Source organism: Sphingomonas sp. ASV193, assembly GCF_040203355.1.
In the GTDB taxonomy this organism is placed as follows: Bacteria; Pseudomonadota; Alphaproteobacteria; order Sphingomonadales; family Sphingomonadaceae; genus Sphingomicrobium.
Genome location: NZ_JBEHBW010000002.1, coordinates 24321 through 49555, shown reverse-complemented (window position 1 = coordinate 49555; position 25235 = coordinate 24321). Strand labels below are relative to the sequence as shown.

The window sequence follows — 25235 nt, the reverse complement described above, 5'->3', positions numbered from 1 at the left end:
AGGAATCGGGACGATGGCGAAGTCGGACGAGCCGAAGAAAAAGACCAAGCGCGGAGTCACCGCCGACCTCGGCGGGGTCAAGATCCGGGTGAAGACCGCCAAGCCGAAAAAGGCCAAGGACGGCACGAAGGCCAAGGTCAAGGTGAAGGACCAGGCCAAGGCCAAGGCGTCGGGCGCGTTCGATTCGCTGAGCAAGCTGGCCGATTCGCCCTTGGTCGCCGACCTCATCGCGGTCGGCGCGACCGCCGCGGTCGCCGCGCTCGCCGAGGCGATCACCGACAAGGACGGCAAGCACAAGAAATCGTCGGTCAAGAACGCCGGCAAGGCCGCCGCGACCGCGATCGGCACCCGGTTGATGAACGAGTTCAGCGCGCTGAAGGACGCCGCGAAAAAGAAATAGTGCGCGCTAGTTGCGCAGCAGCGTGAGCCGGGCGCGGCCGACGTCGCGCCCGGCCTCGACCGTGTAGGGACCGGGCTCGACCGTCTCGCCGCGCATCGTCTCGACCGCCAGCCAGCCGCCGGGCGCAAGCCAGTTCGCCGCCGCCACCGCCGCGACTGCCGCGCTGCCCGATCCGGGTGCGTAAGGGGGGTCGGCGAGCACGAGGTCGAACGGGCCGCCGGGGGCGAGCCGCGCGGCCGACGTCGCGCGGACTATGATCCTCGCGCTCGCGCCGAGCGTGGCGGCATTGGTCTCGATCGCCTTGAGCGCGGCCCGGTCGGTTTCGACCACCGTCACCTTCGCCGCGCCGCGCGACAGTGCTTCGAACCCGAGCGCGCCGCTGCCCGCGTAGAGGTCGGCGACCGCCAGCCCGTCGAACGTGCCAAGCCGGCTGGCGAGCATCGAGAAGAGCGTCTCGCGGGTGCGGTCGGCGGTCGGGCGGGTGGCGATCCCGGCGGGCGCGACCAGCTTCCGCCCGCGCCACTCGCCGGCGATGATCCTCACGCTTCCGGTGCCTCGCGCTTCGGCGCCTGGCTCTTGAGGGAATGTCGGAAGCGGAACAGCGTCTCGCGGTCGATCTCGCCGATTTGGCCGCTGCGCATCCCCTCGGCGGTGAACGGGCCGTAAGCGACGCGGATCAGCCGCGATACCTGCAGCCCGAGATGAGCGAACACGCGCCGCACCTCGCGATTCTTGCCCTCGGTCAGGCTGAGCTGGATCCATCCGTTCCGCCCGGTCCGCCGCTCGAGGTTGGCGTCGATCGAGCCGTAGCGGACGCCGTCGACCTCGACTCCCTCGGCAAGCGTTTCGAGCTGCGCCTGGCTGACGTCGCCGAAGGCGCGCGCGCGATAGGTGCGCACGACGCCGCTGCTCGGCAATTCGAGCTGGCGCTTCAGTTCGCCGTCGTTGGTCAGCAGCAGCAGCCCTTCGGTATGATAGTCGAGCCGCCCGACCGGCATCAGCCGCGGCAGGCCCGCGGGGAGCTTGTCGTAAATCGTCGGGCGTCCGGCCGGATCGCGCGCGGCGGTCAGCGTCCCGGCGGGCTTGTAGAACAGGAACAGCCGCGCCGCGCCGGCGGGCTTCACTTCCTTGCCGTCGACGGTCACGCCCTTGAGCGATTCGAGCAGCGTCGCCGGGGTCGTCAGCACCTCGCCGTTGAGCGCGATCCGGCCGTCGGCGATCATCCGCTCGATGTCGCGGCGGCTCGCGATTCCGGCGCGCGCGAGCAGCTTGGCGATGCGTTGCGGCCCGTCCTCGCGCGGCGGGCCGGGGCGTGGGCCGCGGCGTGGCACCGGCGGGCGTCTCGTTCGTTGCGGGGGTGTAGTCTTCGTCATAGGATGTGCAGATGCTGTTCGGCAGGCGCAAGCGTATCGTCAAGCGGATCCTTGTTGTCGAGGACGAGCCGCTGACCGCGTTCGATAATGAATCGATGCTCGACGCGGCAGGATACGAGGTGGTGGCGACGCTCGACACCTATGCCGCTGCGGTCGAGGCGCTCGATTCGGAAAAGGTCGACCTGATCCTCAGCGACGTGCGGCTGGCGGGCAAGCGCGGCGGGGTCGAGCTGGCCGAGGAAGCCAGGCGCCGGTCGATTCCCGTGCTGTTCGTGACCGGCAGTCCGCCGCCGCAGGCGCGCGAGCTGGCGATCGGGTCGCTGCTCAAGCCCTATACCGACCGGACGCTGCGCGCGGCGCTGAAAGCGGTAGAGGCGAAGCTCGGCGGCGAAAAGGCGCGCCCGCCGAAGGGGATGGAACTCTACGAGACGGCGGTCGACCCGGCCTGACCGGTCGCGGCGTCAGCGCGCGAGAGCGGCGTCGATCCGGCGGTGAAAGTCGGCGATCCCGTTTTCGAGCGTGCCTAGCGTCACCGTCTCGATCGTCCCGCTCGCCAGCCCGCGATAGCAGCGCGCCGCCGCGCCGAAATCCTCGGTCCCGAACGCGCCACCGTCGAGCAGCGCCCAACTCTTCTGCCAATGCGCCGCGGCCTCGTTGGTCTGCGGCGGCTCGGGGATCAGCATATAATCCTCGACCAGCGTTCGCCCGACCGACTGCGGCATGCATACCAGCAGATTGATATAGTCGGGGCTCACCACGACGATCGAGGCGGGGAACAGTGCGTAGGTGAAGGTCACCGCGCGGCGCAGCGAGGCCATGTCGTCGAGGTCGGCGCGTTCGAGCAGCGCCGCGCGCCCGACCGCCGCGCGCTGGTGCGGGCCGACCCGGTCGGCGACGGTGATCCCGTCGGCGAAGAAATGGGCGATGGTCTGCGCGTGGAGCCGCTGGACGTGATAGCTTTCGAGGAACGCGTCGACGATCAGCTTCCAGTTGGCGGCGACGTCGTGGACCCGGCGCTCGTAAAGGTGAAGCCCGGCCATGCCGAAGGCGTCGAAGTCGGGTTCGAGCGCGCGCAGGTCGGAGAAGTCGGCCTGTTCGTCCTCGGCGTAGAACAGCAGCCCGCCGATCTCGGCGCTGGGGTAGGCGCGTAGTCCGTTGGCGCTTCGGTCAAACCCCGGGAAGCATTCGGCGCGAGGCATCCCGCTCAATTCGCCGTCGGGCTTGTAGGCCCAGGCGTGATAGGGGCAGACGATCCGCTTCGCCCCGACCACCTCGTCGCCGTCGACCAGCCGGGTGCCGCGATGGCGGCAGGCGTTGGCGAGCACGTGCGCGCGTCCGTCGGCGCCGCGGGTCAGCAGCAGCGGCGAACCATAGCCGTCGTGTGCGACCGCGCTGACCGCCTCGGGCAGGAGCGCCGAGGGGGCGACCAGCTGCGGAAGCGTGCGGAACAGCCGCATCTCGGCGGCGAAGCGGTCGGGGTCGGTATAGGTCGCGGCGGGAAGCTGCTCGATGCCCTCGCCCATCATCGCCTCGCCGCGCGCCAGCGCCTCGGCGAGCGCGCGCTGGCCGGGGGTCGGGCGGCGGGGCTGGAGCGGAAAATCCATCGCGGCGAACGGTGCGCCCGAAACGGTCGCCGCGCAAGCGGGGCTGGCCAATCGCGTCGCGCGCGCTAGGCTAAGGGTGCGAAGCGGAGGGAAATAGCGAATGGCGGGACAGGCGGCGCGGCCGAAGGGATTCAAGCTGCTCAGAACGGCGCTCAGCACGCGCAAGTCGGGCTCGATGCTGGCGTTCGGCTTTTCCTCGGGCCTGCCGTTCGCGCTGCTGATCGGGACGCTCAACGCGTGGCTCGGCGAATTGAAGGTCAACCTCGCCACCATCGGCGTGCTCAGCTGGATCGGGCTGGCCTATTCGTTCAAGTTCCTGTGGTCGCCCGCGGTCGACCGGCTCGCGCTTCCGGGCCTGTCGCGGCTGGGGCGGCGAAAGAGCTGGATCACCTTCTGCCAGGCGGTGCTGGTGCTCGCGCTGCTCGGCCTGTCGGTGACCGACCCGCTGACCAATATCGGCACCTTCGCGCTGATCGCCTTCGTCGCCGCCTTCGCCTCGGCGACGCAGGACGTCGCGGTCGACGCGTGGCGGATCGACGTCGCCGACGAAGTGACCAGCGTCGAGCTGCTCTCGGCGGTCTACCAGTTCGGCTATCGCATCGCCTCGATCGTTGGCGGCGCGATCGCGCTGTTCCTTGCCGCGCGGATGAGCTGGCCCAACGTATTCCAGCTGATGGCCGGGGCGATGGCGGTGATCCTCGTAATCGCGGTCACCGTCGCGCCCGACACGCCGCGCCCGCCGGGCCGCGAGATGCTCGAAGGCATCGCCGCCAAGGGCGAGATCGATCGCCGGAGCCGGACAATCGCCATGGCCATCGTCGCGGCCGCCTGGGCCTGGGCGATCAGCAAGATCGTCATCTTCATGGTCTCGATGCTCGCCGAGCGGCCGGCTGGCGTGAAGCCGCCCTCGGTCGGCGATTTCACCAAGGCGTGGGGTCCGTGGATCATCGTCGCCACCGTGTTCGTGCCGCTAGTCGTCGCGGCGACGCTCAACTGGCTGCAGGCGCGTGGGGCAGCGACCCAGCACGAGGCCGCCGAACCGGCGCGCGGCGTGCGCGCGGCGGCGGATTTCACCTACGGCGCGCTCGTCGCCCCGTTGGCCGAGCTGTCGCGGCGGCTTGGCTGGGGCGTGCTGGTCATCATCGGCTTCATCCTGACCTACGCGCTCTGCTATAACTTGTGGTCTAGCTTCGCCTTTCCCTTCTATCTCGACTATCTCAAGTACACGAAGGACGAGGTCGCCTTCGCGTCGAAGGTTTTCGGGATCATCATGACGATGATCGGGATCAGCTTCGCCGGCTACCTGCTCGCGCGGATCGGCAAGTTCCCGACGGTGCTGCTCGGGTCGTTGCTGCCGCCAACCGGCAACCTCGTCTACGCCGACCTTGCCGACGGTGGGCCGCGGATTGACGCGGTAAGTCACGCGCTCATGCTCGACCGCTTGGTGGGCGTATTCGGGTTTGACGAGCGGATGGTCCGGCTGCTGCTGGCGATCAGCTACGAAAACATCGCCACCGGCATCGCCTTGACCGCGTTCGTCGCGTATCTGTCGGGGATCGTCTCGAAGAAGTTTACCGCGGTTCAATATGCGCTGCTGTCGTCGCTGACCTTCCTCGTCGGTACGCTCGGCAAGGGCGCGGTGGGCGAGGCGTTCGATAAGTACGGCTATGCCACCACCTTCCGCTGGACCGCGGCGTTCGGCTTCCTTTCGGCGCTGTTCGTGCTGCTCGAGTGGATCCGCTCGTCGCGCGCCGAGCGGCGGGCTAGTCGGGAAGCTGCCGATTTAGCGAAAGCACCCGACCAGCCAGATACAGCGAACCGGCAACCAGCCTAGGCGCGGGGAGGGGGGCGAGCGCCTCCTCGACCGAGGCCGCCGCGCGTCCGCCGAACCGGGCCGCGAGCGCATCGGGATCGTGATGCTCATGGTCGGGCACCGGCACGAAGCTCAGGCTGAGCGCGTGCGGCTTCAGCGCGCCGACGATCGCCCCGGCGTCCTTGTTGGCGAGGACACCGAGGACAAGGTGCATTGGGCCCACATCGGCGAGCAGCGCGGCGAGCGCGCAGGCGGCATCCTCGTTATGCGCGCCGTCGAGCCAGGTCTCGACCGCACCGAGCGGGCCGTCGGCGAGCCGCTGGAACCGCGCCGGCCAGTCGGTCGCGGTCAGCGCCGCGGCGAAACTCGCCTCGCCGACCGCGAACCGGTCCTGCGCGTCCAGCATCTGCCGCGCGAGATTGGCGTTGCGGACCTGGTGCGCGCCGGGAAGCGCGGGCTTGAGGGACGGGTCGATCGCCCAGTCGCGCCCTTCGAGCCGGAGCGGCGCGCCGACCTCGGCCGCGACCCGCGCGAACGCGGCCTCGGCCTCGGGCAGGTTGGCGAGCGCGACCAGCGGCACGCCGGGCTTGGCGATCCCCGCCTTCTCCACTGCCACCGCGCCGATCGTGTCGCCGAGGAACTGCTGGTGGTCGAGCCCGATGCTGGCGATGCCGGTGACCAGCGGCGCCTCGATCACGTTGGTCGCGTCGAGCCGCCCGCCGAGCCCGACCTCGAGGATCGCCGCGTCCGCCGCGACCTCCCCGAACGCGAGGAAGGCGGCCGCCGTGTTCACCTCGAACAGGCTCGCGCCGATCGCCTCGTTGGCGTCGAGCACCGTCCCCATCAGTCGTGCCAGCCGCTCGTCGTCGATCAGCCGCCCGGCCAGCCGGATGCGCTCGTTGTAGCGGACGAGGTGCGGGCTGGTGAAAACGTGGACGCGATGCCCCGCCGCCTCCAGCGCGGCGCGGAGGAAGGCGACGGTCGAGCCCTTGCCGTTGGTCCCGGCGACGTGGAAAACCGGCGGCAGCGCGTCCTGCGGGCGGCCGAGCGAGTCGAGCAGCGCCGTAATGCGTTCGAGCCCGATCTGGTCGCGATCCTTAGACTGGGTCGCCTGCCGGGCGATCAGCGCGGCGACGCGGGGATCCGCCGAGCGGATCACCTCCTTCATCAGGCGGCTTTCTTCTTCCCCGGCGCGAGGTAGCCGATGAGCCGGCCGAGCCGGTCCTTCAGCGCGTGCCGGTGGACGACCATGTCAATCATCCCGTGCTCCAGCAGATATTCGGCGCGCTGGAATCCCTCGGGCAGTTTCTCGCGGATCGTCTGTTCGATTACCCGCTGCCCGGCGAAACCGATCAGCGCCCCCGGCTCGGCGAGCTGGACGTCGCCGAGCATCGCGTAACTGGCGGTGACCCCGCCGGTGGTCGGGTCGGTCAGCACGACGATATAGGGCAACCCCGCCTCGCGCAGCTCGGCCAGCGCGACGGTCGCCTTGGGCATCTGCATCAGCGAGAGAATGCCCTCCTGCATCCGCGCGCCGCCGGCGGCGGTGAACAGGATGTAGGGAGCCTTGGCCTTGATCGCCGCCTGGACCCCGGCGACGAACGCCGCGCCGACGCCAATGCCCATCGACCCGCCCATGAAGGCGAAATCCTGCACCCCGATCACCGCGATCCGCCCGTCGATCTTGCCGCGCGCGTTGATCAGCGCGTCGTCCTCGCCGGTCTTGGCGCGCGCCGCCTTGATGCGTTCGGCGTAGCGCTTGCTGTCCTTGAACTTGAGCGGGTCCTGCGCGACCGAGGGGGTCGCCAGCACGTCATACTGGCCGCGGTCGAACAGATGGTCGAAGCGGTCGGTCGGCCCGATCCGGTCGTGATGGTCGCAGCGCGGGCAAACCTTCTGATTGTCTTCCCATTCCTTGGTGAAGACCATCGACCCGCACTTGCCGCACTTGTGCCAGAGGTTTTCCTCGCTCTGGCGCTTGGTGGTCAGCGAGGTGATGCCCTTGCGGACGCTGCTCAGCCAGCTCATTCGAACACTCTCCAATACCGGGCGCGCGAGGTAGGCGCTGTGCCGGGCCGAGTCTAGAGCGCGGCCGCGATCGCGCGCGCCGCTTCGGCGGGATCGGGGGCGGCGGTGATCGGGCGGCCGACGACCAGCATCGACGCCCCGGCATCCAGCGCTTCGCGCGGGGTCATCACCCGCTTCTGGTCGCCGACGTCGGCGCCGGGCGGGCGAATGCCCGGGACGACGAAATAGCCCTGCGGCCAGCGATCCCGCGCCGCGCCGACTTCGGCCCCCGAACAGACGATTCCGTCGAGCCCGGAAGCGCGGGCGAGGTCGGCGAGCCGCGCGACCTGGTCGGCGGGCGAGCCCGCGACGCCGATGCTGCCGAGGTCGGTGGCGTCGAGGCTGGTCAGCACGGTGACCGCGACGACCTTGCACCCGTCGGGCGCGGCGGCCTTCGCCGCTTCGAGCATCGCCCGGCCGCCAGCGGCGTGGACCGTCAGCACGGCGGGCGCGAGCGGGCGCAGCGCCTCGACCGCCTTGGCGACGGTGTTGGGGATGTCGTGGAGCTTGAGGTCAAGGAACACCGGCAGGCCCGCCTCGGCCAGTCGCGCCACCCCGGTCGGGCCGTTGGCGGCGAAGAATTCGAGGCCGAGCTTGAGCCCGCCGACCGACCCGGCGAGCGTTTGCGACAGCGTTTCGGCGCGCGCGAGGTCCGGGGTGTCGATCGCCACGAACACGGGACTGGTCAAAATATCTCTTCCTCACTGGCGATCGGGGCGGGGCGATTCGGCGGCGGGACGGCCAAGGCACGCGTTCGCCGCCGCTGGCGCGTGGTGCTGAAGGCCCAGCCGACCAGCATCCCGACGAGGCCGACCAGCAGCAGCAGGAGCGGCAGCTTGATGTCGAGCTCGACCGGGCCCCACAGCGCGACGGTGACGTTCTGCCAGTTGCGCATCGCGAACAGCAGCACGATCATCGCCGCGCTGAGCCACAGCAGGGTTTTCAGGAAACGCATCGACGCGCCTTAACCCCCGGCAAGGTCGAGCGCCAGCCGACTCGATTCACCGCCTGTCGCACTCGCTTGGACGCAGCCGCTTCCCCGCCCGGATTGAGCGGGCCGCGCGCGCCCGCCAAGGCGGGCCGGGGAGGATCTGCTTGGAACGCCAACTCAAATACGGGCTGGCCGCGTTCGCCGCGGTCGCCGGACTTGTCGCGGTCGTCGCCTCGCACGGCTCGCACTCGGTCGCGCCCGCCGACCGCCGCGCCAAGGCGCAGGAAGCGGTCCGCGTCCGGCTGGTCCAGGTCGATCCCAACGCACGCCACGCCATCGACTATGCCGCGCTCGACGCCCGGCTGCAGCAGATGATCACGCGGCCGGCGATGGTCGGCATGGCGGTCGGGGTCGTCGAGAACGGGCGGATCACCTTCCTCAAGGGCTATGGCGACACGATCGAGGGATCGGGCGACAAGGTCACCACCGACACGGTATTCCGCTGGGCGAGCTGCTCGAAGGGGGTCGCGGGGACGCTTGTCGCCAAGCTCGCCGAGCAGGGCAAGCTCTCGCTCGACGAGCCGATCGCCGACCTCGGCACCTCGCTTCGCCTGCCGATGGCGGCCGAGCGGTGGGCGACGGTGACCGACCTGCTCAGCCACCGGCTCGGCCTTTATCGCAACGCGCTCGACAACAAGCTGGAGGAAGGCGCCGACCCGCACGCGCTGCGCGGCGAGCTCGGCGGGCTCAACCCGGTGTGCAAGCCGGGGACCTGCTGGAACTACCAGAACGTCGCCTATGACGCGGCGAGCGAGATCGTCATCAAGAAGACCGGGCTAAGCTACGACCAGGCCGCGCGGCAGCTGCTGTTCAACCCGATCGGCATGACCTCGGCCTCGACCACCATGGCGGGGCTTGAAAGCGCGAAGAGCTGGGCGCGGCCGCACAGCGTTGGGCGGCGACCGCTGCCGATGAGCGACGCCTATTACCGCGTTCCCGCGGCGGGGGGGATGAACAGCAACATCCGCGACATGGCGATGTGGATGCTGGCGCAGATGGGCGAGATGCCGCTGGTGCTCGACCCCAAGCTGCTCGACACGATCCACGCGCCGCTAGTCGCGACCCCGCTCGAACGGCAGCATCTGCGCAAGTTCCTCGAGCGGCTTCACGACCCGATGTACGGGCTCGGCTGGCGAAGCTACGATTACGAGGGCCACCACATCGTCGGGCATCGCGGCGGTATCAACGGCTATCGCTCGCTGATCCTGTTCGACCCCGCGCTCAAGAGCGGGGTGGTGGCGCTATGGAATTCGAACACCAACCAGCCGGGCGGGCTCGAGTTCGAGGTGATGGACATGCTCTACAAGCTGCCGTTTCGCGACTGGATGGAACTCGGCCACGGCGGGCAATCGACCGACGAATCCGACGGCAACGGCGACCGCTAATCAGTTGGTCGCGCTGGTCGGCACCGGCTTCATCGCCTCGCTCGCGACCGTGGGCGAAGAGAGCCCGGCGGGGGTGGCGGGCACCGATGGCTGGCCGGTCGCCAGCGTCGAGGCGCCGGCCGGGTCGAGGCTGTAGATGTCGTTCGCCCAGCGGACCGCGTCGCCGGTCGGCTGCGCGGTCAGATAGCTGATATAGACCGGCACCGCCTGCGGCAGCTGGACGAGCTGGTCACCCTCGGTGCCGTCGGCCTTGGGAACGCTGCCGTTAAGGAAGGTCGCCAGCCGCGCGGCATCCTCGAGCCGGACGCAGCCATTGCTTTCGACGCGGACGTCGTCGGCGAACAGTTTCTTGCTCGGGCTGTCGTGGAGATAGATGCCGTAATTATTGGCAAAGCCGAACTTCATCCGCCCCATCGAGTTGAACGGCCCGGGAAGCTGACGCATCTGGATCGTCTGTTCGCCCGACAGCACCTTTTTCCAGTCGACCGAGGCCGGCGACACCACCGTCGCCTTCGCGCCGAATCCGTCGACGATCTGGTAATGCCCGCGATTGAGATAGGCGACGCCGCCGCGCGCCGCACGCGGAGCGAGGATTTTCTGCACGAGGTCGCTCGGCACGTTCCAATAGGGATTGACCGTGATGTAGTGGAGCATGCTGACCATCGGGTGGGTCGGGGTCTCGACCTTGCCGACCACCACCTTCATCCGGTCGGCGATTTGCCCGTCCTGAACCATCAGCAGTTCCTGCGTCGCCGGGTTGACGACGACCACCTTGCCGACGGGGGGAATCGCCCGTGCGCGTTCGAGGTTGGCCATCAGCCGTGGGTCGGGGGTGCCGCCGCGCGAGGCGGCGTCAGCGATCGCTGCGGCGCGAAGGTCGTAATAAATCTGCGACCGGCGCAGCGTCATGTCGACCTGCGACTGGAGATTGGGCGACTGCGCCGCGGTGATCAGCAGCATGTCCGGCCCGGCGACCCGCGGCATCGCCTCGGGCTCGTTATAACGAAGGCCGGCAGGCGGGGTGTTCATCAGCCGGACGAGCATCGCATAGCCGCCCGACAGCGCGCGATCGGCGTCGGCGATATTCTGCTGGGCAAGATCGGACGAAACCCGCGCGGCGAGAATCGGGCCGGCCGGAAAGCCGTCGAAGTTCGCCGAACGCAGCCGGCCCAGCAGCGCCGAGCCGGCGGGCGAGAGCGCCGCGCCGTTGAACCACAGCCGCTGGCCGGGGCGCGACTGTTCGAACCGGTCGACTGCCGCCAGCGTGGCGGGATCGATCCCGGCGATCGGGGGAAGCGGCGCCGGGGCGACCGGGGCGGGCGGCGGCTTCTTGCGCGCCCAAGCGGGAACGGAGCCGGTGACCAGGCCGAGCGCGGCGATGCCGCCGATCAGAAAAGTGCGTCCTTGCATGGGCTTAATAACGCAATTGAATCCCAAGGGTTCAAGGGCGGGGGTCGAAAACCGAGCGGCGTTGCCAATACGCAACGCGCGAATCCCCGTTAAGCCTTTGCTAGCAAGCCGCGGCGCATCCTCGGATCCGTCATGGCCGACCGCGCTTCGCAAACCATTTTCGTGATGTCCGCCGGGCTGCCGTGGCCGCACGACGCGCACGCATCGGACACGCTCGGCGCGCTCGACGACGTCGCGCTCTACCAGCAGGGCGAGCCGCGACCCTGCGCGATTCGGCGGATCGCCTCGGGCGGGGCGATGATCCGCCTGCGTGACGCGCCGCTGAGCGGGGCCGAGGTCGCGCTCGAGCTCGCCACCGGGCAACGCGCGGCGGCGACGGTCGAATGGGCGCGCGGGGAGGAGGCGGCGATCCGCTTCCGACAGCCGATCGACATGGTCGCGCTGCTGAACCGCAAGCTGGTCGCGCAGACGGCCGAGCGCCGCCGAATGCCGCGGGTCGAGCTTCGCTGCCACGTCGGACTGCGCTGGGGCGGTAGCCTTGCGGCCGCGACGCTACGCAACATCAGCGCCACGGGGATCCAGGTCGAAGGCGATGGGCTTCCAGCCACCGACACCTTCGTTTCGATCTTCATCGACGGGCTCGTAATCCCTTCGGGCGAGGTCGTGTGGAAACAGGGCCGGCTTGCCGGGATCGAGCTGATGGAAGAATTGCGCTGGTCATCGCTGATGCCGTGGATACGGACGCAGGCGCGCGGTTAGCCGACCGGCTGACCCTTTTCTTCGAGCCAGCGTTCGAGCTCGCTCGCGCCGCCGATCGTCTCGCCGTCGATTTCGACCAGCGGGGTGGTCGCGACCCCGCGCTCGGCCTCGAACTTGTCCACTTCTTCGCGCGTGGTGAGGACATGGTCGTCGACCGTGTAGCCGGCGCCTTCGAGCAATTGCTTGGCGCGGACGCCGAACGGGCAGGTGTGGTCGGGAAGGACCATGCGGGTGAGGGTTGCTGTCGTCATGCCCCCTCGACGCGCGGGCGGCGGGGCGGGTTCCCTCAGCCGTCGCGTTCGAGGATATAGATGCGCGCGGCCGACTGCTGCGACAGCGGCTTGGCCGGCCCGACAAAAGACAGGGTGCGACCGTCGCGGTGGCGAAGCTCGAAGGCGTGCCGCTCGCCGGCGACCGGGAGCGGATCGGACGCGCCGAACACCAGCGAGGCGGGGCCGCCCTTTACCTCCGCCGCTTCCCAGCCGAGCAGCGCCTCGGCCCCGCGCCCCCACTGGTCGATCCGTTCGCGCGAATCGACCGAGAAGATCACCCGATCGCCGCAGAAATCGAGCAGCGTCTTCAGCGCGGCTTCCTTTTCGGACAGCGACGCCTGCATCCGCGCCTGTTCGGTGACATTGTCGAACAGGATCCCGACGCCGCCCATCGGGGAGGGGAGGGGAATCATCGTCACCGCGACGCGGCGGTCGGGATGGGTCGCCGAATTCCCCTCGTAGCGCGCGATCTCGCCGGTCTCGAGCACGCTGCGCAGCGTCGGCATCTGGTCGCGGATGGTCGGCACCGCCTCGAGGATCGGCTTGCCGACGATCTCGTCGCGGGTCCGGCCGATGAACAGCTCGGCCATCCGGTTCGCGGTCTGGACCCTGAAGTCGGCGTCGATCGACAGATAGCCCTCGCGGACATGGTCGAGCACGATCTGCAGCTTTCGTTTCCATACCGACGCGGTCTCGGCACTCGGCGCCTGAACGAGTTCCTCATAATGGGCGAGGCTGGCGATGATCAGCGCGCGGCGCCCATGATAGGTGATCCCGACCGGGGCTTCGAGCACCCGGCGGCGGATTTCTCCGAACCGCCGATTCAGGTCGGCGGACGATACGTCGAACGTCGGATTTTCTGGCATCTTTTGTCTCGAAAAGCTGTCGTTCGTAACGTCAATTGGTCGAAAATACATTCTTTTATCGTGTAATCAAGCAAACCTCTTGTGATCTCCAGAATTATGTGCGTGAGTGTCCGTAAGTCGCGTAGAGTTTGACACAATTCGTTGAATGCGGCGTTCGATCGATCTTTCACCCTTTAGATCGATCGATCGTCGCGGCCAGCGCGAGGGCCAGCGGGCGCGAGACCGAGCTTCCCCGTTCGGTATCTCTCGCGCTGGCCACCCCTGGGAAGTTGCGCGACCTTGCTCAAGGTCGCCATCGAGCATGATCAGGACAGCGAGACGAACGAGTCGAGCACTCGCTTGCGGCCCGCTTTCTCGAACTCGATCTCGAGCTTGTTGCCCTCGACCGCCTCGATGATGCCGTAGCCGAACTTGCCGTGGAACACGCGCATACCGACCTCGACGTCGTCGCGCCCCTTGTTGCCGATGCTGACCGCGCTGGCCTTAGCCTCGACCACGCGCTGCGGCTCGGTCGTGAAGCGGCCCTGCGCGCGCTGCCAGCCCGCGCCGCGCGTCGCCGCGCGCCCGGAATTGGCGGCGGCGAGGTGAGCGAAGGGGTCGCCGCGTTCGCTCCACTGCGCGCGCCACAGGCTCTCGCCACCCGACATGGTGGTTTCCTCGTCGATATGCTCCTTGGGCAGCTCGCCGACAAAGCGCGAGGGGATCGAGCTGGTCCACTGGCCGTAGATGCGACGATTGGCGGCGTGGATCACGGTCGCCTTTTCGCGCGCGCGGGTCAGCGCGACATAGGCGAGGCGGCGCTCCTCCTCGAGGCTGGCGAGCCCGCCCTCGTCGATCGCGCGCTGCGATGGGAAGACGCCTTCCTCCCACCCGGCGAGGAAGACGATCGGGAACTCGAGCCCCTTGGCGGCGTGGATGGTCATGATCGTGACCTGGTCGCCGCCCTTGTTGCTGTCATTGTCCATCACCAGGCTGACATGCTCGAGGAAGGCGCCGAGACTGTCATACTCCTCCATCGCGCGCGTGAGCTCGGTCAGGTTCTCGAGTCGCCCCGCCGCCTCGGCGCTCCGCTCGGCCTGGAGCATCGCGGTGTAACCGCTCTCGTCGAGGATCTGTCGCGCCAGCTCGGGGTGGGGCAGGCTTCCCGACATCTGCCGCCAGCGCGCGACGTCGCCCACGAACCGGCCAAGCGAATTGCGCGCGCGCGCCTGCAGCTCGTCGCTGTCGAGCATCTGCGCCGCCGCCATCAGCAGCGGCTGGCCGGCGGCGCGCGCAAACTGGTGGATGGTGGCGATTGCCTTGTCGCCGAGCCCGCGCTTGGGCTGGTTGACGATCCGTTCGAAGGCGAGGTCGTCATTCGGCTGCGAGACGAGGCGGAGGTAGGCCAGCGCGTCGCGGATCTCGGCGCGCTCGTAGAAGCGGAAGCCGCCGACGATCTGGTAGGCCAGCCCGATCGAGATGAAGCGTTCCTCGAACTCGCGGGTCTGGAACTGGGCGCGCACGAGGATCGCGCAATCGGCGAGCTTGCCGCCGCGACGGAGGTGGCTTTCGATCTCGTCGCCGACCCGCCGCGCTTCCTCGGGCCCGTCCCACACCCCGATCACGCGCACCTTTTCGCCCGCGTCGAGCTCGGTCCACAGCGTCTTGCCGAGCCGCCCGCTGTTGTTGGCGATGAGGCCGCCGGCAGCGCCAAGGATGTGCGGGGTCGATCGATAATTCTGCTCGAGCCGAATCACCGCCGCGCCGGGGAAATCCTTTTCGAACCGGAGGATGTTCGCGACCTCGGCCCCGCGCCACGAATAGATCGACTGGTCGTCATCACCGACCACGCAGATGTTGCGCCGCGGCTCGGCGAGCAGCCGAAGCCAGTCGTACTGCGAGGCGTTGGTGTCCTGATACTCGTCGACCAGGATGTAGCGGAACCGCTCGCGGTAGCTTTCGAGCACGTCCGCGTGCGCGCGGAAGATCGTCAGCATGTGCAGCAGCAGGTCGCCGAAATCGCACGCGTTCACCGCCGCCAGCCGCGCCTGGTAGGCGGCGTAGAGTTGCTGCCCCTTGCCGTTGGCGAACGCCTCGCTTTCGGCCGCGTCGATGTGCTTGGGGGTCCAGCCGCAGTTCTTCCACCGGTCGATCAGCGCCGCCAGCTGTCGCGCGGGCCAGCGCTTCTCGTCGATCTCGGCGGCGGCGATCAGCTGCTTCAAAAGCCGCAACTGGTCGTCGGTATCGAGGATGGTGAAGTTGGATTGCAGCCCGACCAGCTCGGCATGGCTGCGCAGCATCCGCGCCGCGACCGAGTGGAAGGTGCCAAGCCACGGCAGCGATTCGAGCGCGCCGCCCGACAGCCGCGCGACCCGCTCGCGCATTTCGCGCGCGGCCTTGTTGGTGAAGGTCACCGCGAGGATCTGGCTCGGCCATGCCCGGCGGGTGGCGATCAGGTGGGCGAGGCGGGCGGTCAGCGCGGCGGTCTTTCCCGTGCCCGCCCCGGCGAGCATCAGCACCGGACCCTCGGTGGTCAGTACGGCCTCGCGCTGCGGCGGGTTGAGGCCGCGCAGGTAGCCGGGTTCGTCGGTGAGAGCAGGGGATTCGGGCACGGGTCGGAGGTAGGGCGGGCGGAACGAAACGGCAACCGCGGCTTATCCGCGATATCCCCGTTATCCACAGGGCCGAACCTGCAGATTCCCCTTTGCGCGACTCGGAAATCGGAGTCAGTCTCCAAGGGTGATCGGGGCAACGGACCCGGCCTCCTTCGGGAGGAAGGGTTCCAGAGAACCGATCTCCGCCGGCAGGCGATGAGGCGAGATCTTCGGATCTCAAGTCGGACCAGCCGGTCAGAGGCGCCGGAAGAGTTGGTTCTTCCCGATGCGAAAGGCCGGTCCTTCGGGACAAGGCAGCGCGACGGGGGTCCAGCCCAAGAAGGGCCGCTGAACATCGGACGGCCATGGCTTCGGTCAGGTCGGGCAAGGCGGAAGGGAGCAAGCGGGTCTTCGGACAGCGCGGAATTCCCGAAAGTCGCGTCGGGCTCCTCTTAGAGGAAAGCGTCCGGTCGGAAGCGACGCCTGAGCAGGTGAGCAAGGATTGCGAGACGAAGGTTCCTCGGAACCCGAGAAACGCAAACACCGGCGGATCCGCGCTCGGCGCAGAGGGGGCTTGCCGCAAGGCGAGCCCCCTTTTCTTTGCGCGGGCTTGCCGCAAGGCGAGCCGCTTTTCTTTAAGCGGGCTTGCGGCAAGGCGAGGCCGCTTTTCTTAAAGCGGGCTAGCGGCAAGGCGAGCCCCTTCTCGACAGACTACACCGTCGACACCGGCTTGCCGGGGAAAGCGCCAGCGCGCATGGTCGCTTCGCTCGGCAGGCTCGATCGAAGGGGCGGTGTTGTGATGTTCTTGCCATGGATCGGCGCGGCCCTGGCCGCGGCCCAGCCGGTGCCTGCGCCGCCGCCCGCGCCCGACCCGTCCGCGGCGCAGCCAGGCGACGTACGGGCGACGAAGAAGCGCGATTCCGGTCCCGGGCTGACCAACCTTCAGGAAACCTTTAGCGACAGCGACTATCCGCCCGAGGCGATAAGGTCGGGCAAGCAGGGCGCGACGCACGCTATACTTAACATCGGTCCGGACGGTCGGCCGATCGACTGCGCGATCGATCAATCGTCGGGCGATTCGAGCCTCGACAAGGTGACCTGCGACCGGCTGATGGCCAAGGGTCGCTATCCGGTGGTCAAGGGATCGTCGGGAAAGGCGACGCGCTACCTCACCCACACCACCGTTCGCTGGGTCCTCCCGACGATGGGGCCGACCCCGTTCGAGCCGCACTGGTCGCTCGCCGAGCTCAGGGTCGACGCGAAGGGCGCGGTCGGCGAATGCCATTTCTCGCAGGGCGGGCCACAGATGCCGCCGATGGACCGGGTGACCTGTCCGCCGCCAGTCGTCGCCAACTATGCGCGCTTCATTGCCGGCGCTCCCGCCGCGATACTCAAGGAAGGGCGCCGCTTCTTCGTCCGCGAGGGATTTCTGACCCAAGCCGCGGGGCTCGACCTCCCTGCGGTGCCCGACGACGCCGTCGGCGGGCGGCCGCAGGCGGTTACCGTCACCATCGACCCGTCGGGGCACGTCGACAGCTGCTCGCCGTTTGATGCGAGCCTTCCGGAAACCGCGACGGCGGGCGTCTGCGCGGCGGCCAGGCGGGCGACGTTCAAGCCGATCGCCGCCGGTCTCGGCGAGCGGCGCGCGGTCAGCTACATGATGGTCTACTACCGCGATTGAAGCCGTGGCGGCGTCGGGCGCAATATGTCATCGTGCGCAAGACAGACGCAGGGGGGCGACATGACACTCACGAGGCGGCATCTGCTCGAGGGGCTCGGGCTGTGGGGTGCGGGCGGGGCTAGCTTCGCCGCAATGCAGATGCTGACGATGGGTGCGCCGGGCGCGGCGCGCGCCGCCGCCCCGCCGCTCCCGCGCGGGCCTGCCAACGGCAAGTCGGTGGTCGTGCTCGGCGCGGGGATCGCCGGGCTGGTGTCGGCGATGCAGCTGCGCGACGCGGGCTACAAGGTGACCGTGCTCGAAGCGCGGGGCCGCACCGGAGGGCGGGTGTGGACCATCCGCGGCGGCGACGCGGTCGAGCAGGTCGACCGCCCGTTCCAGCGCGCCGCCTTTTCGCCCGGCCTCTACCTCAACGCCGGGCCGGCGCGGCTACCGCACTGGCATTATCGCATCCTCGGGCTCGCGCGCCGCTTCGGGGTCGCGCTCCAACCGTTCGTCAACACCAATCGTGCCGGGGGCTGGGACTTCAGCGGCAAGGTCCACCGCGAAAAGCAGATGGTCTACGACCTTCGCGGGCGAATGGGCGAAATGCTGTTCGAGGCGCTGAAGAAGGGCGCGGTCGACGTCCCGCTCGACAAGGCCAACGTCGAGCCCTTCCGCCGCTTCGTCCAGTTCTTCGCCGGGCTGACCGACGAGGGCAAATATCCCGGGTCGATGTCGGCGGGGTTCGCGCGGCTTCCCGGCGGCTACGACAAGCCGGGGCTCGCCAACCCGCCGCTGACGCTGCGCGAGCTGATCCCCAGCCAGGCGATCGCGCTGCCCTATTTCTTCGAGGGCATCAGCGACATGGAAGCGACGATGCTCCAGCCGGTCGGCGGGATGGACCGGATCCAGCATGCGCTGTTCGACCATGTCCGCCCGCTGGTCCGGCTCGGCACGCCGGTCACCGCGATCCGGCGCGAAGGCGCGGGCGTGAGGATCGAACATGAGGGCGGGGTCACCCGCGCCGATTATGCCGTGGTCACCATCCCGCCGCCGATCCTGGCGCGCATCCCCAACGATTTCGCGCCCGCCAAGCAGGCGGCGATCAAGGCGGTGCCGTACCTGCGCAGCGCCAAGATCGCGTTCGAGGCGCCGCGTTTCTGGGAAGAGGAGGGGATCTACGGAGGCAACAGCTGGACCGACCGGCTGAACGAGAACGTGATGTATCCCTCGGCCGCGGTCGGCTCGGCCCGCGGGGTGCTGGTCGGCGGTTATGTCGCCGGCTGGACCCACCGCGACACGCCGGACGCGTTCACCGCAAAGCCGTTCGCCGAGCAGTTCCAGATCGCGCGCGACAGCATCGAGGCGCTCCATCCGGGCAAGTCGCGGCTGCTCGAAAAGCCGCTCGCGGTGAACTGGGGAAGCGTGCGCTACTCGGAAGGCGTCGGCGCCGGCGGTCCCAATTTCGGCGATGCGCCGCGCGACGCGAGTTATCGCGAACTGCTACGCCCCGAGGGTCCGATCCTCTTCGCCGGCGAGCATCTCAGCTACATGGGGCTGTGGCAGGAGGGGGCGGCGGCGTCGGCGGAAGAAGCGGTTGCCCTGCTTCACCGGATGGCGTCGGCGACCCGAGGCTAGACCGCCTTGATCTTGGGCGAGGCGAACGGCTGGCGCGCCTTGCCGCGACCCATCGACCAGTTGGTCTGTAGCCGGACCTGCGGGTTGGGGACGCACCATATCTCGCCGCCATCGTCCATGCCGACCACCCACAGCAGGTCGAATTCCTGCCCATAGTCGATAACCGCGATGGCGAAGCCGTTGCCGCGATCGAGGACGTGGAGCGGTATCGGCGGGTCGAGCTGGACGAAGCCTTGCATGAGACGGGTAACGAGCGTTCGTCGAAGCCGGTTCCTCTGTCGCCGATCCGACGGAGACGCGCGCGTCGAACCGCGCTAGGCCGGGGCGCGACACAGGAGGAGAAGCGGCGATGAACAAATTCACCCTCGGACTGGCGCTAGGCGCGGCCTTGCTGCCGGCATCGATCGTCGCGAAGGTCCCGCACCCGACACCGATCGCGGCCGCGGACGCCGCGCACCGCACGCCCGACAACGTCAAGCTCGACGACGGACGAAAGCCCGCCGCGGTGCTCGCCTTCATGGGGCTGCGGCCCGGGATGCGCGTCGGCGACATGGTCGGGATCAACAAATATTGGGCCGAGCTGACCTCGCCGATCGTCGGGCCACGCGGCCATGTCACGGTGTGGGAGCCGACCCAGTTCCTCAACGACAAGAGCCGGGCCGCGTTCGACGCTTTCGCCAGGACCCATCCCAACGTGTCGCTGATCACCAGCCCGTTCGAGGATCCGCGCCTGCCTTCGAACGCGTTCGACGCGATGCTGATCAACACCGACTATCACGACACCTACTGGCAGAACGCCAAATATGGCGTCGTCCGGCAGGACCCCCGTGCATGGGCGCGCAAGGTCTTTGCCGCGATTCGACCGGGCGGGACGCTGGTGGTGATCGACCATGTCGCCAAGGCGGGCAGCGACCCGCGGCAGAGCGTCGAGGCGATGCACCGGATCGACCCGGCGGTGCTCAGGGCCGACTTCCTCGCCGCCGGCTTCCGCCTCGCCGCAACCAGCGACCTGCTGCGCAACCCGGCCGACGACCACGGCAAGGAAGTGTTCGACCCCGCCGTCCGCGGCCACACCGACCGCGCCATGTTCAAGTTCGTCAAGCCGCGACGATAGGCCGCTCTTGCTTTTGGTCACTGCTGCTGCATCGTGCCGCGGAGATTGCACCGGGGGACACGATGGCGGGTTTGTGGCGTAATGCGTTGGCGGGGCTCGCCGTCGCCGGATTGATCGGCGCGGCACCGACGGCGGCGGGGGCGACTGCGCCGCTCACGCCGGTCGGACAATGGATCGTCGATTACAACGAGGTCGGCTGCTTCGCCTCGCACAAATATCAGGGCGGAACGGACAGCGAGACGCTCGCGCTGAAATATTCGCCCGGCGGCCATGTGGTGCAGGCGCTGGTGGTCGAGCCGGGCAACGACTCGCACCAGGCCGAACAATCGACTGGCTTCATCCAGATCGACGGCGGCAAGTCGGTGATCAAGCGATTCCTCGTCTATGGCGTCAAGACGGCGACCGGCTCATCGAAAATGCGCAGCACCCTGCTCGGCGACGCCGAGATCGCCCAGTTGCCGGCTGCGCGCTCGCTGACGCTCGCCTGGAGTGGCGAGCGCCGTGAGTTTACGCTTGCCAACATGGCTCCACTGACCAAGGCGATGAGCGAATGCATCGCCGACCTGCGGGAATATTGGAACATGGACGAGCAAAGCGGCGCCACGATCCGGCCGACGCTGGTCGGAAAGATCGGCAATTACATCTCGTCGTCCGACTACCCCGACATTGCGACCCACAACCTCAACGAGGGGACGAGCGAAATCCTGCTGCTGGTCGACGAGAGCGGCAAGGTCCGCGGTTGCTTTAATGAGTCGACCACCGGCTTCGCCGCGCTCGACGGCCAGGCCTGCGCGGCGGCGGAACGGATCCGTTTCACCCCGCCGCACGACCCGGCGGGCAAGCCGATGCGATCGGTGTTTCCGTTGACAATCGACTGGAACACCATCTTTGGATGATCGCTGGCGCGGCGTTTCGAAGGAACCGGGGTTGATCGAGGAGGAAAGCGCAAAGTCCGGCGGCGACCACGCCCGGACCTGGCTGGTGCTAGGCGCGCTGGTCGGCGGGCTGCTGATCGGGGCGCTGTCGGCGCGGCTGGGGGACGGAGTGCGCGAGCCGCTGGTGCGGATCGCCGGGGCGATCGGCGGGCTGTGGCTCGACGGGCTCAAGATGACCGTCATCCCGCTGATCGTCGCGCTGCTGGTGACCGGGATCACCGGCGGGGCCGATGCGGCGCGGGCGGGCGGTATCGCCGGGCGGAGCTTCATCTGGTTCGTCGTCGTGCTGACCCTGTCGGCGACGATCGGCGGGGTGACGATGCCGCTGCTGCTCAAGCTGTTCCCGCTGCCCTCGAGCGCGACCGACGCGCTTCGCGCCGGGCTGGCGACGATCAACCAGGCCGATGCCGCCGCCTCGGTGCCCAAGCTCGAAGATTTCGTCGCCGGGTTGCTGCCGACCAACCCGATCGCCGCCGCCGCCAACGACAAGGTGCTCGCGCTGGTCATCTTCACCGCGCTGTTCGCCTTCGCGCTGACCCGGATCGAGGACGATTCGCGCGCTTCGGTGACGCGTTTCTTCAAGGCGGTCGAACAGGCGATGCTGGTGATGGTCGGCTGGGTGCTGTGGCTCGCCCCGTTCGGGGTCGGCGCGCTCGCCTTCGCAGTCGGCGCGGGGGCGGGCGGAGCGGCGTTCGCGGCGCTCGCTCACTACATCGTGCTGGTCGCGAGCGTCGGGGTGATCGTGGTGCTCGCCGGCTACGCCATCGCGGTGTTCGGCGCGGGATGGAAGCTCGGCGACTTCTTCCGCGCGATGGCCGGGCCGCAGGCGGTGGCGATTTCGACCCAGTCGAGCCTCGCCGCCTTGCCGACCATGCTCACCGCCGCGCGCTCGCTCGGGGTGCCCGACCGCAACGCCGATGTTTCGCTGCCGCTCGCGGTGGCGCTGTTCCGCGCGACCGGGCCGGCGATGAATCTCGCGGTCGCGATCTACGTCGCCTACTGGACCGGGACCCCGCTCGGCGTCCCGACGCTGATCGCGGGGATCGCGGTCGCTTCGGTCGCGAGTTACTGGGCGGTCAGCCTTCCCGGGGCGCTCAGCTACGTCACCTCGATCGCCCCGATCGCGCTGGCGATGGGGGTGCCGATCGCCCCGCTCGCCATCCTGATCGCGGTCGAGGTGCTGCCCGACATCATTCGCACGCTCGGCAATGTGGTGATGGACGTCGCGGTGACCGGGGCGGTGGCGCGGCACACGCCGGCCGCCGATTAGGGGCTCGACGGAAGGCCCTCAGCGGCCGGCCATTGCCCGCACCTGGTCGGCGTAGAGGCGGCCGACCGGCTGTTCCTCACCATCGGCGAGCCGCGCGATCCAGCGGCCCGACGGGTTGCGCGAAAAGCCGGTGATGAAGTCGCGCCGGACGATCGCCGAGCGATGCAGCCGGACGAACAGCTTCGGGTCGAGCCCTTCTTCGAGCGCCGCCATCGAGTGGTGGATCAGCCAGCTTCGCGCGCCGACGTGGAGCCGCATATAGTCGCGCTCGGCCGACACGCGGTCGATGTCGCGCGCCGCGACCCGGACCAGCCCGCTGAGGTCCGAGGCCCAGAATTCCTCGAGGTAGCGCCCCTCGGCCTCGACCGTCGGCGACGCGTCCTCGTCGGCGCGCTGGCGCAGGTAAGCGCGCGCGCGATCGATCGCGAGGGCGAGCCGCGCCGGGTCGACCGGCTTCATCAGATAATCGACCGCCGCCACCTCGAACGCGGCCACCGCGAACTGGTCGAAGGCGGTGACGAAGATCACCGCGGGCGGCTGCGCGATCGACGATAGGGCGCGCGCGACCTCGATCCCGTCGAGCCCCGGCATGGCAATGTCGAGCATAACGAGATCGGGCGACAGCGCCTCGGTCATCCGCACCGCCGCCTCGCCATCGCCCGCGGTGCCGACGAGGTTCACCCCGTCGATCCGGTCAAGCAGCAGCGCCACCCGCTCGGCGGCGAGCGGTTCGTCGTCGGCGACGAGGACTCGCAGCGGTTCAGTCATCGAGGTCGACCGGGATCGCGAGCGAGACCTGGTAGCCGCCTTCGATCGGCCCGTAGCGGCAATCGGCGCGCTGGCCGTAGTGCGCCTGGAGCCGCTGGCAGACGTTGCGGAGGCCGAGCCCGGTGCCCGAATGGGCGGGCAGCGGCTTCTTGCCGCGGCGGCTGCCGGCGAGCGTGTTGGTGACGTCGAGCTGCATCCGCCCGCCGTCGAGCCAGCGCGCGGTGATCGCCAGCTTCACCAGGTCGCGGGTCTGCGACACGCCATATTTGATCGCATTCTCGACCAGCGGCTGAAGCAAGAGCGCGGGAACGCGCGCACGGGTCAGTTCGTCGGGCACGTCGATCGCGACCTCGAGCCGGTCGGGGAAGCGCACCCGCTCGATGTCGAGATATTGCCGCTGGAGCGCGATTTCCTCGGCGAGGCTGACGTCGGCGCTGGGATCGATGCTCAGGCTGGTGCGGAAGAAGTTCGATAGCGCCAGCAGCATCGCTTCGGCCTGTTCGGCGCGCCCGGTCATCACCAGCGACGACAGGCTGTTGAGCGTATTGAACAGGAAGTGCGGGTTGATCTGGTAGCGCAGCGCGCGGACCTGCGCGGCGTGAGCGGCGCCCTCGGCCTCGGCGAGCCGAAGCTCGGTCCGTCGGGCGAGCTGCTGCTGGGTCATCGCGATGTAGATCGCGGTCCAGGCCGCGAACAGGAAGAACCAGGTGACCATCCCGTCGGCGAGCAGGCGCGGCAGCTTGTCGCGGATGACCTGCTCCATCGGCGGCAGGTTAATCTCGATTTCCTTGCCGTTGCCCTGGACGATGCGCACGTTTCGCCCGTGCTGGACGATCGCGACGCCTTCCTGAGTCGTGATCGACGACTGCGGGCCGATCGGCGAGGCGCTGTCGGCGATCATGTGGAGCGAGATGCCGGCAAGCAGCAGCGAAGCAGGGATCGCCACCCCGGTCGCGACCAGCGCCATCCGCTGCGCGCTGCGGTCGCGCGCGAACAGCCGGATCGACAGGTAGATGGCGGCGCTTAGCGCGACCCCGATGACCGCGAAGATCGCGCGATATTTCATCGCCGACGCCGCCTCGGGTCCGAGCAGCGCGCGGAGCAGCACAGTGGCGAGGTAGAACAACCAGAAGCCCGCGATCGAGCGCAGCGCCAGCCGCCAGTCGGCCAGCAGGCCCGGGCGCGGCGGGCGCGCGGCGATCGACGGCGAAAGGACGCGGTGCTCCATTGACTCTTCTCTAGCGAGCGCCGGGCCCAAGGGGCAATCCGCCGACACGCGCTTGGCAGAGCCGGATCGCCCGCCCGTCGATTGGCGGCCGCGTGGGAACGCGCGCCGCTGGCCGCTCGTTCGTGGCATCGAGCAAGAGGAGCCCAGAGATGACCGACGACACCGCCCCGAAAGAGGGCATTACGCTGCCCGACGACCCGAGCCGCGCGCTCGAGCTGAAGCTTCGGCAGAACCCCGAGGACAAGGATGCCAAGGTCGACGTCGGCTCGGACGAGTCGATGGACGCGTCGGATCCGGTGGCGGCGACCGTGCCGGGCGACTCCGAGCCGGTGCCCTCGTCGGGATTTCCCGATCATAAGTGACGGGTTGGCAACGACTCTCTCCGATCGTGTTTGAATTGTCACAGCGCCGTCAAAAGCGGCGCGGGGGTGAAGATTTGGATTTGCCCCGCCCCGCCCTGCTGATTCAATGTGAACGCGGGGTGGGAACTTGGTTAAGCGTTTCGAAACCGTGACGCGCGCATGATCCCACACGAGGCAAAAGGAGTGTGGGACGATGTCGACCAAGACCAGCCAGCCCGCCGGGGGCGCGCTGCTGATCAGTGAGATGAAGGAATTCGCCGCCTTCCCCAAGGCGACCCAGCGTTACATCCGCCGCTCGCTCGACGTCGCGTTCGGCCGCGCCAACCCGCTCGAGACCTGGGCGCGCGACGACGTCGAGGCCGCCTCGATCGCCGCGCAGGGCCGCTTCTACAAGCAGCTCGACCATCTTCGTCTCCAGGTTCCCGACGACAGCGGGCTCGACATGATCGAGCCGTTCATGGGCATCCTCGTGACGATCACCGCGTTCGACCTCGGGCAGGACCGGCTGCCGGGCTTCGCCGCCTTCCGCTTTCTCTACGAACGGCTGCTCGGCGCGGCGGTTCGTCCGTGGCTGCCCGCCGCCTTCTGCGCCGCGAGCGCGCTTCCGCACCTCCACCCCGACCGTCGCCGCGCGCTGCTCCAGTCGATCAGCGAAAATGCCGCGACCGCCCCGGGCTGGTCGAGCCGCGAGCCGGTGTTCTGGCCCGAGTGGGTCGAAAAGGTCGACATCGCCCAGGCCGCCTGAGG

26 protein-coding genes are annotated in these 25235 nt (G+C 68.7%); 12 read left to right on the top strand and 14 right to left on the bottom strand.

The features are described 5' to 3' along the window. Positions 1-13: 13 nt before the first annotated feature. Positions 14-400 carry a hypothetical protein gene (locus tag ABDK56_RS04115; RefSeq protein ID WP_349806876.1) on the top strand — a complete coding sequence of 129 codons (387 nt, stop codon included), beginning with the start codon at positions 14-16 and terminating at the stop codon, positions 398-400. Between the two features lie 6 nt (positions 401-406). Here the strand turns inward: ABDK56_RS04115 and rsmD are convergent, their stop codons facing one another. Together rsmD and ABDK56_RS04105 are read right to left on the bottom strand one after the other, a co-directional pair. Then, a complete protein-coding gene (gene rsmD, locus ABDK56_RS04110) occupies positions 407-943 on the bottom strand; it encodes a 16S rRNA (guanine(966)-N(2))-methyltransferase RsmD (RefSeq protein ID WP_349806875.1) in 537 nt (178 codons plus the stop codon). Beyond that, positions 940-1773 (bottom strand): pseudouridine synthase, encoded by an 834-nt coding sequence (locus ABDK56_RS04105; protein ID WP_502959262.1) that lies wholly within the window; start codon positions 1771-1773, stop codon positions 940-942. The genes rsmD and ABDK56_RS04105 overlap by 4 nt, the downstream gene beginning before the upstream one ends. An 11-nt stretch (positions 1774-1784) precedes the next feature. Here ABDK56_RS04105 and ABDK56_RS04100 point away from each other — a divergent pair, with 11 nt between their 5' ends. Further along, entirely contained in the window at positions 1785-2222 is a 438-nt protein-coding gene (locus tag ABDK56_RS04100) for a response regulator (RefSeq protein WP_349806873.1), read from the top strand. Between the two features lie 12 nt (positions 2223-2234). On the opposite strand, the gene ABDK56_RS04095 is transcribed toward ABDK56_RS04100, so the two are convergent. Beyond that, a complete protein-coding gene (locus ABDK56_RS04095; protein ID WP_349806872.1) occupies positions 2235-3428 on the bottom strand; it encodes an aromatic ring-hydroxylating oxygenase subunit alpha in 1194 nt (397 codons plus the stop codon). 49 nt (positions 3429-3477) lie between these two features. Between ABDK56_RS04095 and ABDK56_RS04090 the strand changes: the two genes are divergently transcribed. Then, a complete protein-coding gene (locus ABDK56_RS04090; RefSeq protein WP_349806871.1) occupies positions 3478-5211 on the top strand; it encodes an AmpG family muropeptide MFS transporter in 1734 nt (577 codons plus the stop codon). On the opposite strand, the gene ABDK56_RS04085 is transcribed toward ABDK56_RS04090, so the two are convergent. The 4 genes from ABDK56_RS04085 to ABDK56_RS04070 are packed head-to-tail and all read right to left on the bottom strand — an operon-like array spanning position 5141 to position 8212. Further along, positions 5141-6358 carry a bifunctional folylpolyglutamate synthase/dihydrofolate synthase gene (locus ABDK56_RS04085; RefSeq protein ID WP_349806870.1) on the bottom strand — a complete coding sequence of 406 codons (1218 nt, stop codon included), beginning with the start codon at positions 6356-6358 and terminating at the stop codon, positions 5141-5143. The genes ABDK56_RS04090 and ABDK56_RS04085 overlap by 71 nt on opposite strands. Continuing rightward, entirely contained in the window at positions 6358-7218 is an 861-nt protein-coding gene (gene accD, locus ABDK56_RS04080) for an acetyl-CoA carboxylase, carboxyltransferase subunit beta (protein ID WP_349806869.1), read from the bottom strand. Before accD ends, ABDK56_RS04085 begins: the two co-directional genes overlap by 1 nt. A gap of 53 nt (positions 7219-7271) precedes the next feature. After that, positions 7272-7946 (bottom strand): orotidine-5'-phosphate decarboxylase, encoded by a 675-nt coding sequence (gene pyrF, locus ABDK56_RS04075; RefSeq protein WP_349806868.1) that lies wholly within the window; start codon positions 7944-7946, stop codon positions 7272-7274. Beyond that, a complete protein-coding gene (locus ABDK56_RS04070) occupies positions 7943-8212 on the bottom strand; it encodes a lipopolysaccharide assembly protein LapA domain-containing protein (RefSeq protein WP_349806867.1) in 270 nt (89 codons plus the stop codon). The genes pyrF and ABDK56_RS04070 overlap by 4 nt, the downstream gene beginning before the upstream one ends. Positions 8213-8352: 140 nt before the next feature. Between ABDK56_RS04070 and ABDK56_RS04065 the strand changes: the two genes are divergently transcribed. Further along, positions 8353-9633: a serine hydrolase domain-containing protein gene (locus ABDK56_RS04065; RefSeq protein ID WP_349806866.1), complete on the top strand. Its 1281-nt coding sequence runs from the start codon at positions 8353-8355 to the stop codon at positions 9631-9633. Here the strand turns inward: ABDK56_RS04065 and ABDK56_RS04060 are convergent, their stop codons facing one another. Beyond that, on the bottom strand, positions 9634-11043 hold the full coding sequence (locus ABDK56_RS04060; protein ID WP_349806865.1) for a L,D-transpeptidase family protein: 1410 nt from the start codon (positions 11041-11043) through the stop codon (positions 9634-9636). 132 nt (positions 11044-11175) lie between these two features. On the opposite strand from ABDK56_RS04060, the gene ABDK56_RS04055 reads away from it, so the two are divergent. Then, a complete protein-coding gene (locus ABDK56_RS04055) occupies positions 11176-11802 on the top strand; it encodes a PilZ domain-containing protein (protein WP_349806864.1) in 627 nt (208 codons plus the stop codon). Here ABDK56_RS04055 and ABDK56_RS04050 read toward each other — a convergent pair. The 3 genes from ABDK56_RS04050 to ABDK56_RS04040 all read right to left on the bottom strand — a co-directional run bounded on the left by ABDK56_RS04050 (position 11799) and on the right by ABDK56_RS04040 (position 15531). Next, entirely contained in the window at positions 11799-12053 is a 255-nt protein-coding gene (locus ABDK56_RS04050) for a glutaredoxin domain-containing protein (RefSeq protein ID WP_349806863.1), read from the bottom strand. The genes ABDK56_RS04055 and ABDK56_RS04050 overlap by 4 nt on opposite strands. A gap of 35 nt (positions 12054-12088) precedes the next feature. Continuing rightward, entirely contained in the window at positions 12089-12940 is an 852-nt protein-coding gene (locus tag ABDK56_RS04045) for a PAS domain-containing protein (RefSeq protein ID WP_349806862.1), read from the bottom strand. A gap of 305 nt (positions 12941-13245) precedes the next feature. Further along, positions 13246-15531 (bottom strand): ATP-dependent helicase, encoded by a 2286-nt coding sequence (locus ABDK56_RS04040; protein ID WP_349806861.1) that lies wholly within the window; start codon positions 15529-15531, stop codon positions 13246-13248. A gap of 781 nt (positions 15532-16312) precedes the next feature. Between ABDK56_RS04040 and ABDK56_RS04035 the strand changes: the two genes are divergently transcribed. Both ABDK56_RS04035 and ABDK56_RS04030 read left to right on the top strand, forming a co-directional pair. Beyond that, positions 16313-17194, top strand: coding sequence for an energy transducer TonB (locus ABDK56_RS04035; RefSeq protein ID WP_349806860.1), 882 nt, complete (start codon positions 16313-16315; stop codon positions 17192-17194). 60 nt (positions 17195-17254) lie between these two features. Beyond that, complete coding sequence (locus ABDK56_RS04030; RefSeq protein WP_349806859.1) at positions 17255-18811, top strand: flavin monoamine oxidase family protein; 1557 nt, start codon at positions 17255-17257, stop codon at positions 18809-18811. Here ABDK56_RS04030 and ABDK56_RS04025 read toward each other — a convergent pair. Next, positions 18808-19050, bottom strand: a complete 243-nt coding sequence (locus tag ABDK56_RS04025) for a hypothetical protein (RefSeq protein ID WP_349806858.1) — start codon at positions 19048-19050, stop codon at positions 18808-18810. The genes ABDK56_RS04030 and ABDK56_RS04025 overlap by 4 nt on opposite strands. Before the next feature lie 110 nt (positions 19051-19160). Between ABDK56_RS04025 and ABDK56_RS04020 the strand changes: the two genes are divergently transcribed. The 3 genes from ABDK56_RS04020 to ABDK56_RS04010 all read left to right on the top strand — a co-directional run bounded on the left by ABDK56_RS04020 (position 19161) and on the right by ABDK56_RS04010 (position 22130). Continuing rightward, entirely contained in the window at positions 19161-19925 is a 765-nt protein-coding gene (locus tag ABDK56_RS04020) for a class I SAM-dependent methyltransferase (RefSeq protein ID WP_349806857.1), read from the top strand. An 86-nt stretch (positions 19926-20011) separates the two neighbouring features. After that, entirely contained in the window at positions 20012-20821 is an 810-nt protein-coding gene (locus ABDK56_RS04015) for a TonB family protein (protein WP_349806856.1), read from the top strand. A 31-nt stretch (positions 20822-20852) separates the two neighbouring features. Then, positions 20853-22130, top strand: a complete 1278-nt coding sequence (locus ABDK56_RS04010; RefSeq protein ID WP_349806855.1) for a dicarboxylate/amino acid:cation symporter — start codon at positions 20853-20855, stop codon at positions 22128-22130. A gap of 18 nt (positions 22131-22148) precedes the next feature. Here the strand turns inward: ABDK56_RS04010 and ABDK56_RS04005 are convergent, their stop codons facing one another. After that, on the bottom strand, positions 22149-22898 hold the full coding sequence (locus tag ABDK56_RS04005) for a LytR/AlgR family response regulator transcription factor (RefSeq protein ID WP_349806854.1): 750 nt from the start codon (positions 22896-22898) through the stop codon (positions 22149-22151). Beyond that, a complete protein-coding gene (locus ABDK56_RS04000; protein WP_349806853.1) occupies positions 22891-24126 on the bottom strand; it encodes a sensor histidine kinase in 1236 nt (411 codons plus the stop codon). The genes ABDK56_RS04005 and ABDK56_RS04000 overlap by 8 nt, the downstream gene beginning before the upstream one ends. Positions 24127-24275: 149 nt before the next feature. Here ABDK56_RS04000 and ABDK56_RS03995 point away from each other — a divergent pair, with 149 nt between their 5' ends. Together ABDK56_RS03995 and ABDK56_RS03990 are read left to right on the top strand one after the other, a co-directional pair. Beyond that, the gene (locus ABDK56_RS03995) at positions 24276-24488 is read left to right on the top strand and encodes a hypothetical protein (protein WP_349806852.1); all 213 of its coding nucleotides are present in this window, start codon (positions 24276-24278) and stop codon (positions 24486-24488) included. A gap of 193 nt (positions 24489-24681) precedes the next feature. Beyond that, entirely contained in the window at positions 24682-25233 is a 552-nt protein-coding gene (locus tag ABDK56_RS03990; RefSeq protein ID WP_349806851.1) for a hypothetical protein, read from the top strand. Positions 25234-25235 lie beyond the last annotated feature (2 nt).

Coding starts and splice junctions, on each gene's coding strand:
- ABDK56_RS04115 (WP_349806876.1), top strand. CDS start 14: ATGGCGAAGTCGGACGAGCCGAAGAAAAAGACCAAGCGCGGAGTCACC.
- ABDK56_RS04105 (WP_502959262.1), bottom strand. CDS start 1,773: ATGACGAAGACTACACCCCCGCAACGAACGAGACGCCCGCCGGTGCCA.
- ABDK56_RS04100 (WP_349806873.1), top strand. CDS start 1,785: ATGCTGTTCGGCAGGCGCAAGCGTATCGTCAAGCGGATCCTTGTTGTC.
- ABDK56_RS04090 (WP_349806871.1), top strand. CDS start 3,478: ATGGCGGGACAGGCGGCGCGGCCGAAGGGATTCAAGCTGCTCAGAACG.
- ABDK56_RS04085 (WP_349806870.1), bottom strand. CDS start 6,358: ATGAAGGAGGTGATCCGCTCGGCGGATCCCCGCGTCGCCGCGCTGATC.
- accD (WP_349806869.1), bottom strand. CDS start 7,218: ATGAGCTGGCTGAGCAGCGTCCGCAAGGGCATCACCTCGCTGACCACC.
- ABDK56_RS04070 (WP_349806867.1), bottom strand. CDS start 8,212: ATGCGTTTCCTGAAAACCCTGCTGTGGCTCAGCGCGGCGATGATCGTG.
- ABDK56_RS04060 (WP_349806865.1), bottom strand. CDS start 11,043: ATGCAAGGACGCACTTTTCTGATCGGCGGCATCGCCGCGCTCGGCCTG.
- ABDK56_RS04055 (WP_349806864.1), top strand. CDS start 11,176: ATGGCCGACCGCGCTTCGCAAACCATTTTCGTGATGTCCGCCGGGCTG.
- ABDK56_RS04050 (WP_349806863.1), bottom strand. CDS start 12,053: ATGACGACAGCAACCCTCACCCGCATGGTCCTTCCCGACCACACCTGC.
- ABDK56_RS04045 (WP_349806862.1), bottom strand. CDS start 12,940: ATGCCAGAAAATCCGACGTTCGACGTATCGTCCGCCGACCTGAATCGG.
- ABDK56_RS04035 (WP_349806860.1), top strand. CDS start 16,313: ATGTTCTTGCCATGGATCGGCGCGGCCCTGGCCGCGGCCCAGCCGGTG.
- ABDK56_RS04030 (WP_349806859.1), top strand. CDS start 17,255: ATGACACTCACGAGGCGGCATCTGCTCGAGGGGCTCGGGCTGTGGGGT.
- ABDK56_RS04025 (WP_349806858.1), bottom strand. CDS start 19,050: ATGCAAGGCTTCGTCCAGCTCGACCCGCCGATACCGCTCCACGTCCTC.
- ABDK56_RS04020 (WP_349806857.1), top strand. CDS start 19,161: ATGAACAAATTCACCCTCGGACTGGCGCTAGGCGCGGCCTTGCTGCCG.
- ABDK56_RS04005 (WP_349806854.1), bottom strand. CDS start 22,898: ATGACTGAACCGCTGCGAGTCCTCGTCGCCGACGACGAACCGCTCGCC.
- ABDK56_RS04000 (WP_349806853.1), bottom strand. CDS start 24,126: ATGGAGCACCGCGTCCTTTCGCCGTCGATCGCCGCGCGCCCGCCGCGC.
- ABDK56_RS03995 (WP_349806852.1), top strand. CDS start 24,276: ATGACCGACGACACCGCCCCGAAAGAGGGCATTACGCTGCCCGACGAC.
- ABDK56_RS03990 (WP_349806851.1), top strand. CDS start 24,682: ATGTCGACCAAGACCAGCCAGCCCGCCGGGGGCGCGCTGCTGATCAGT.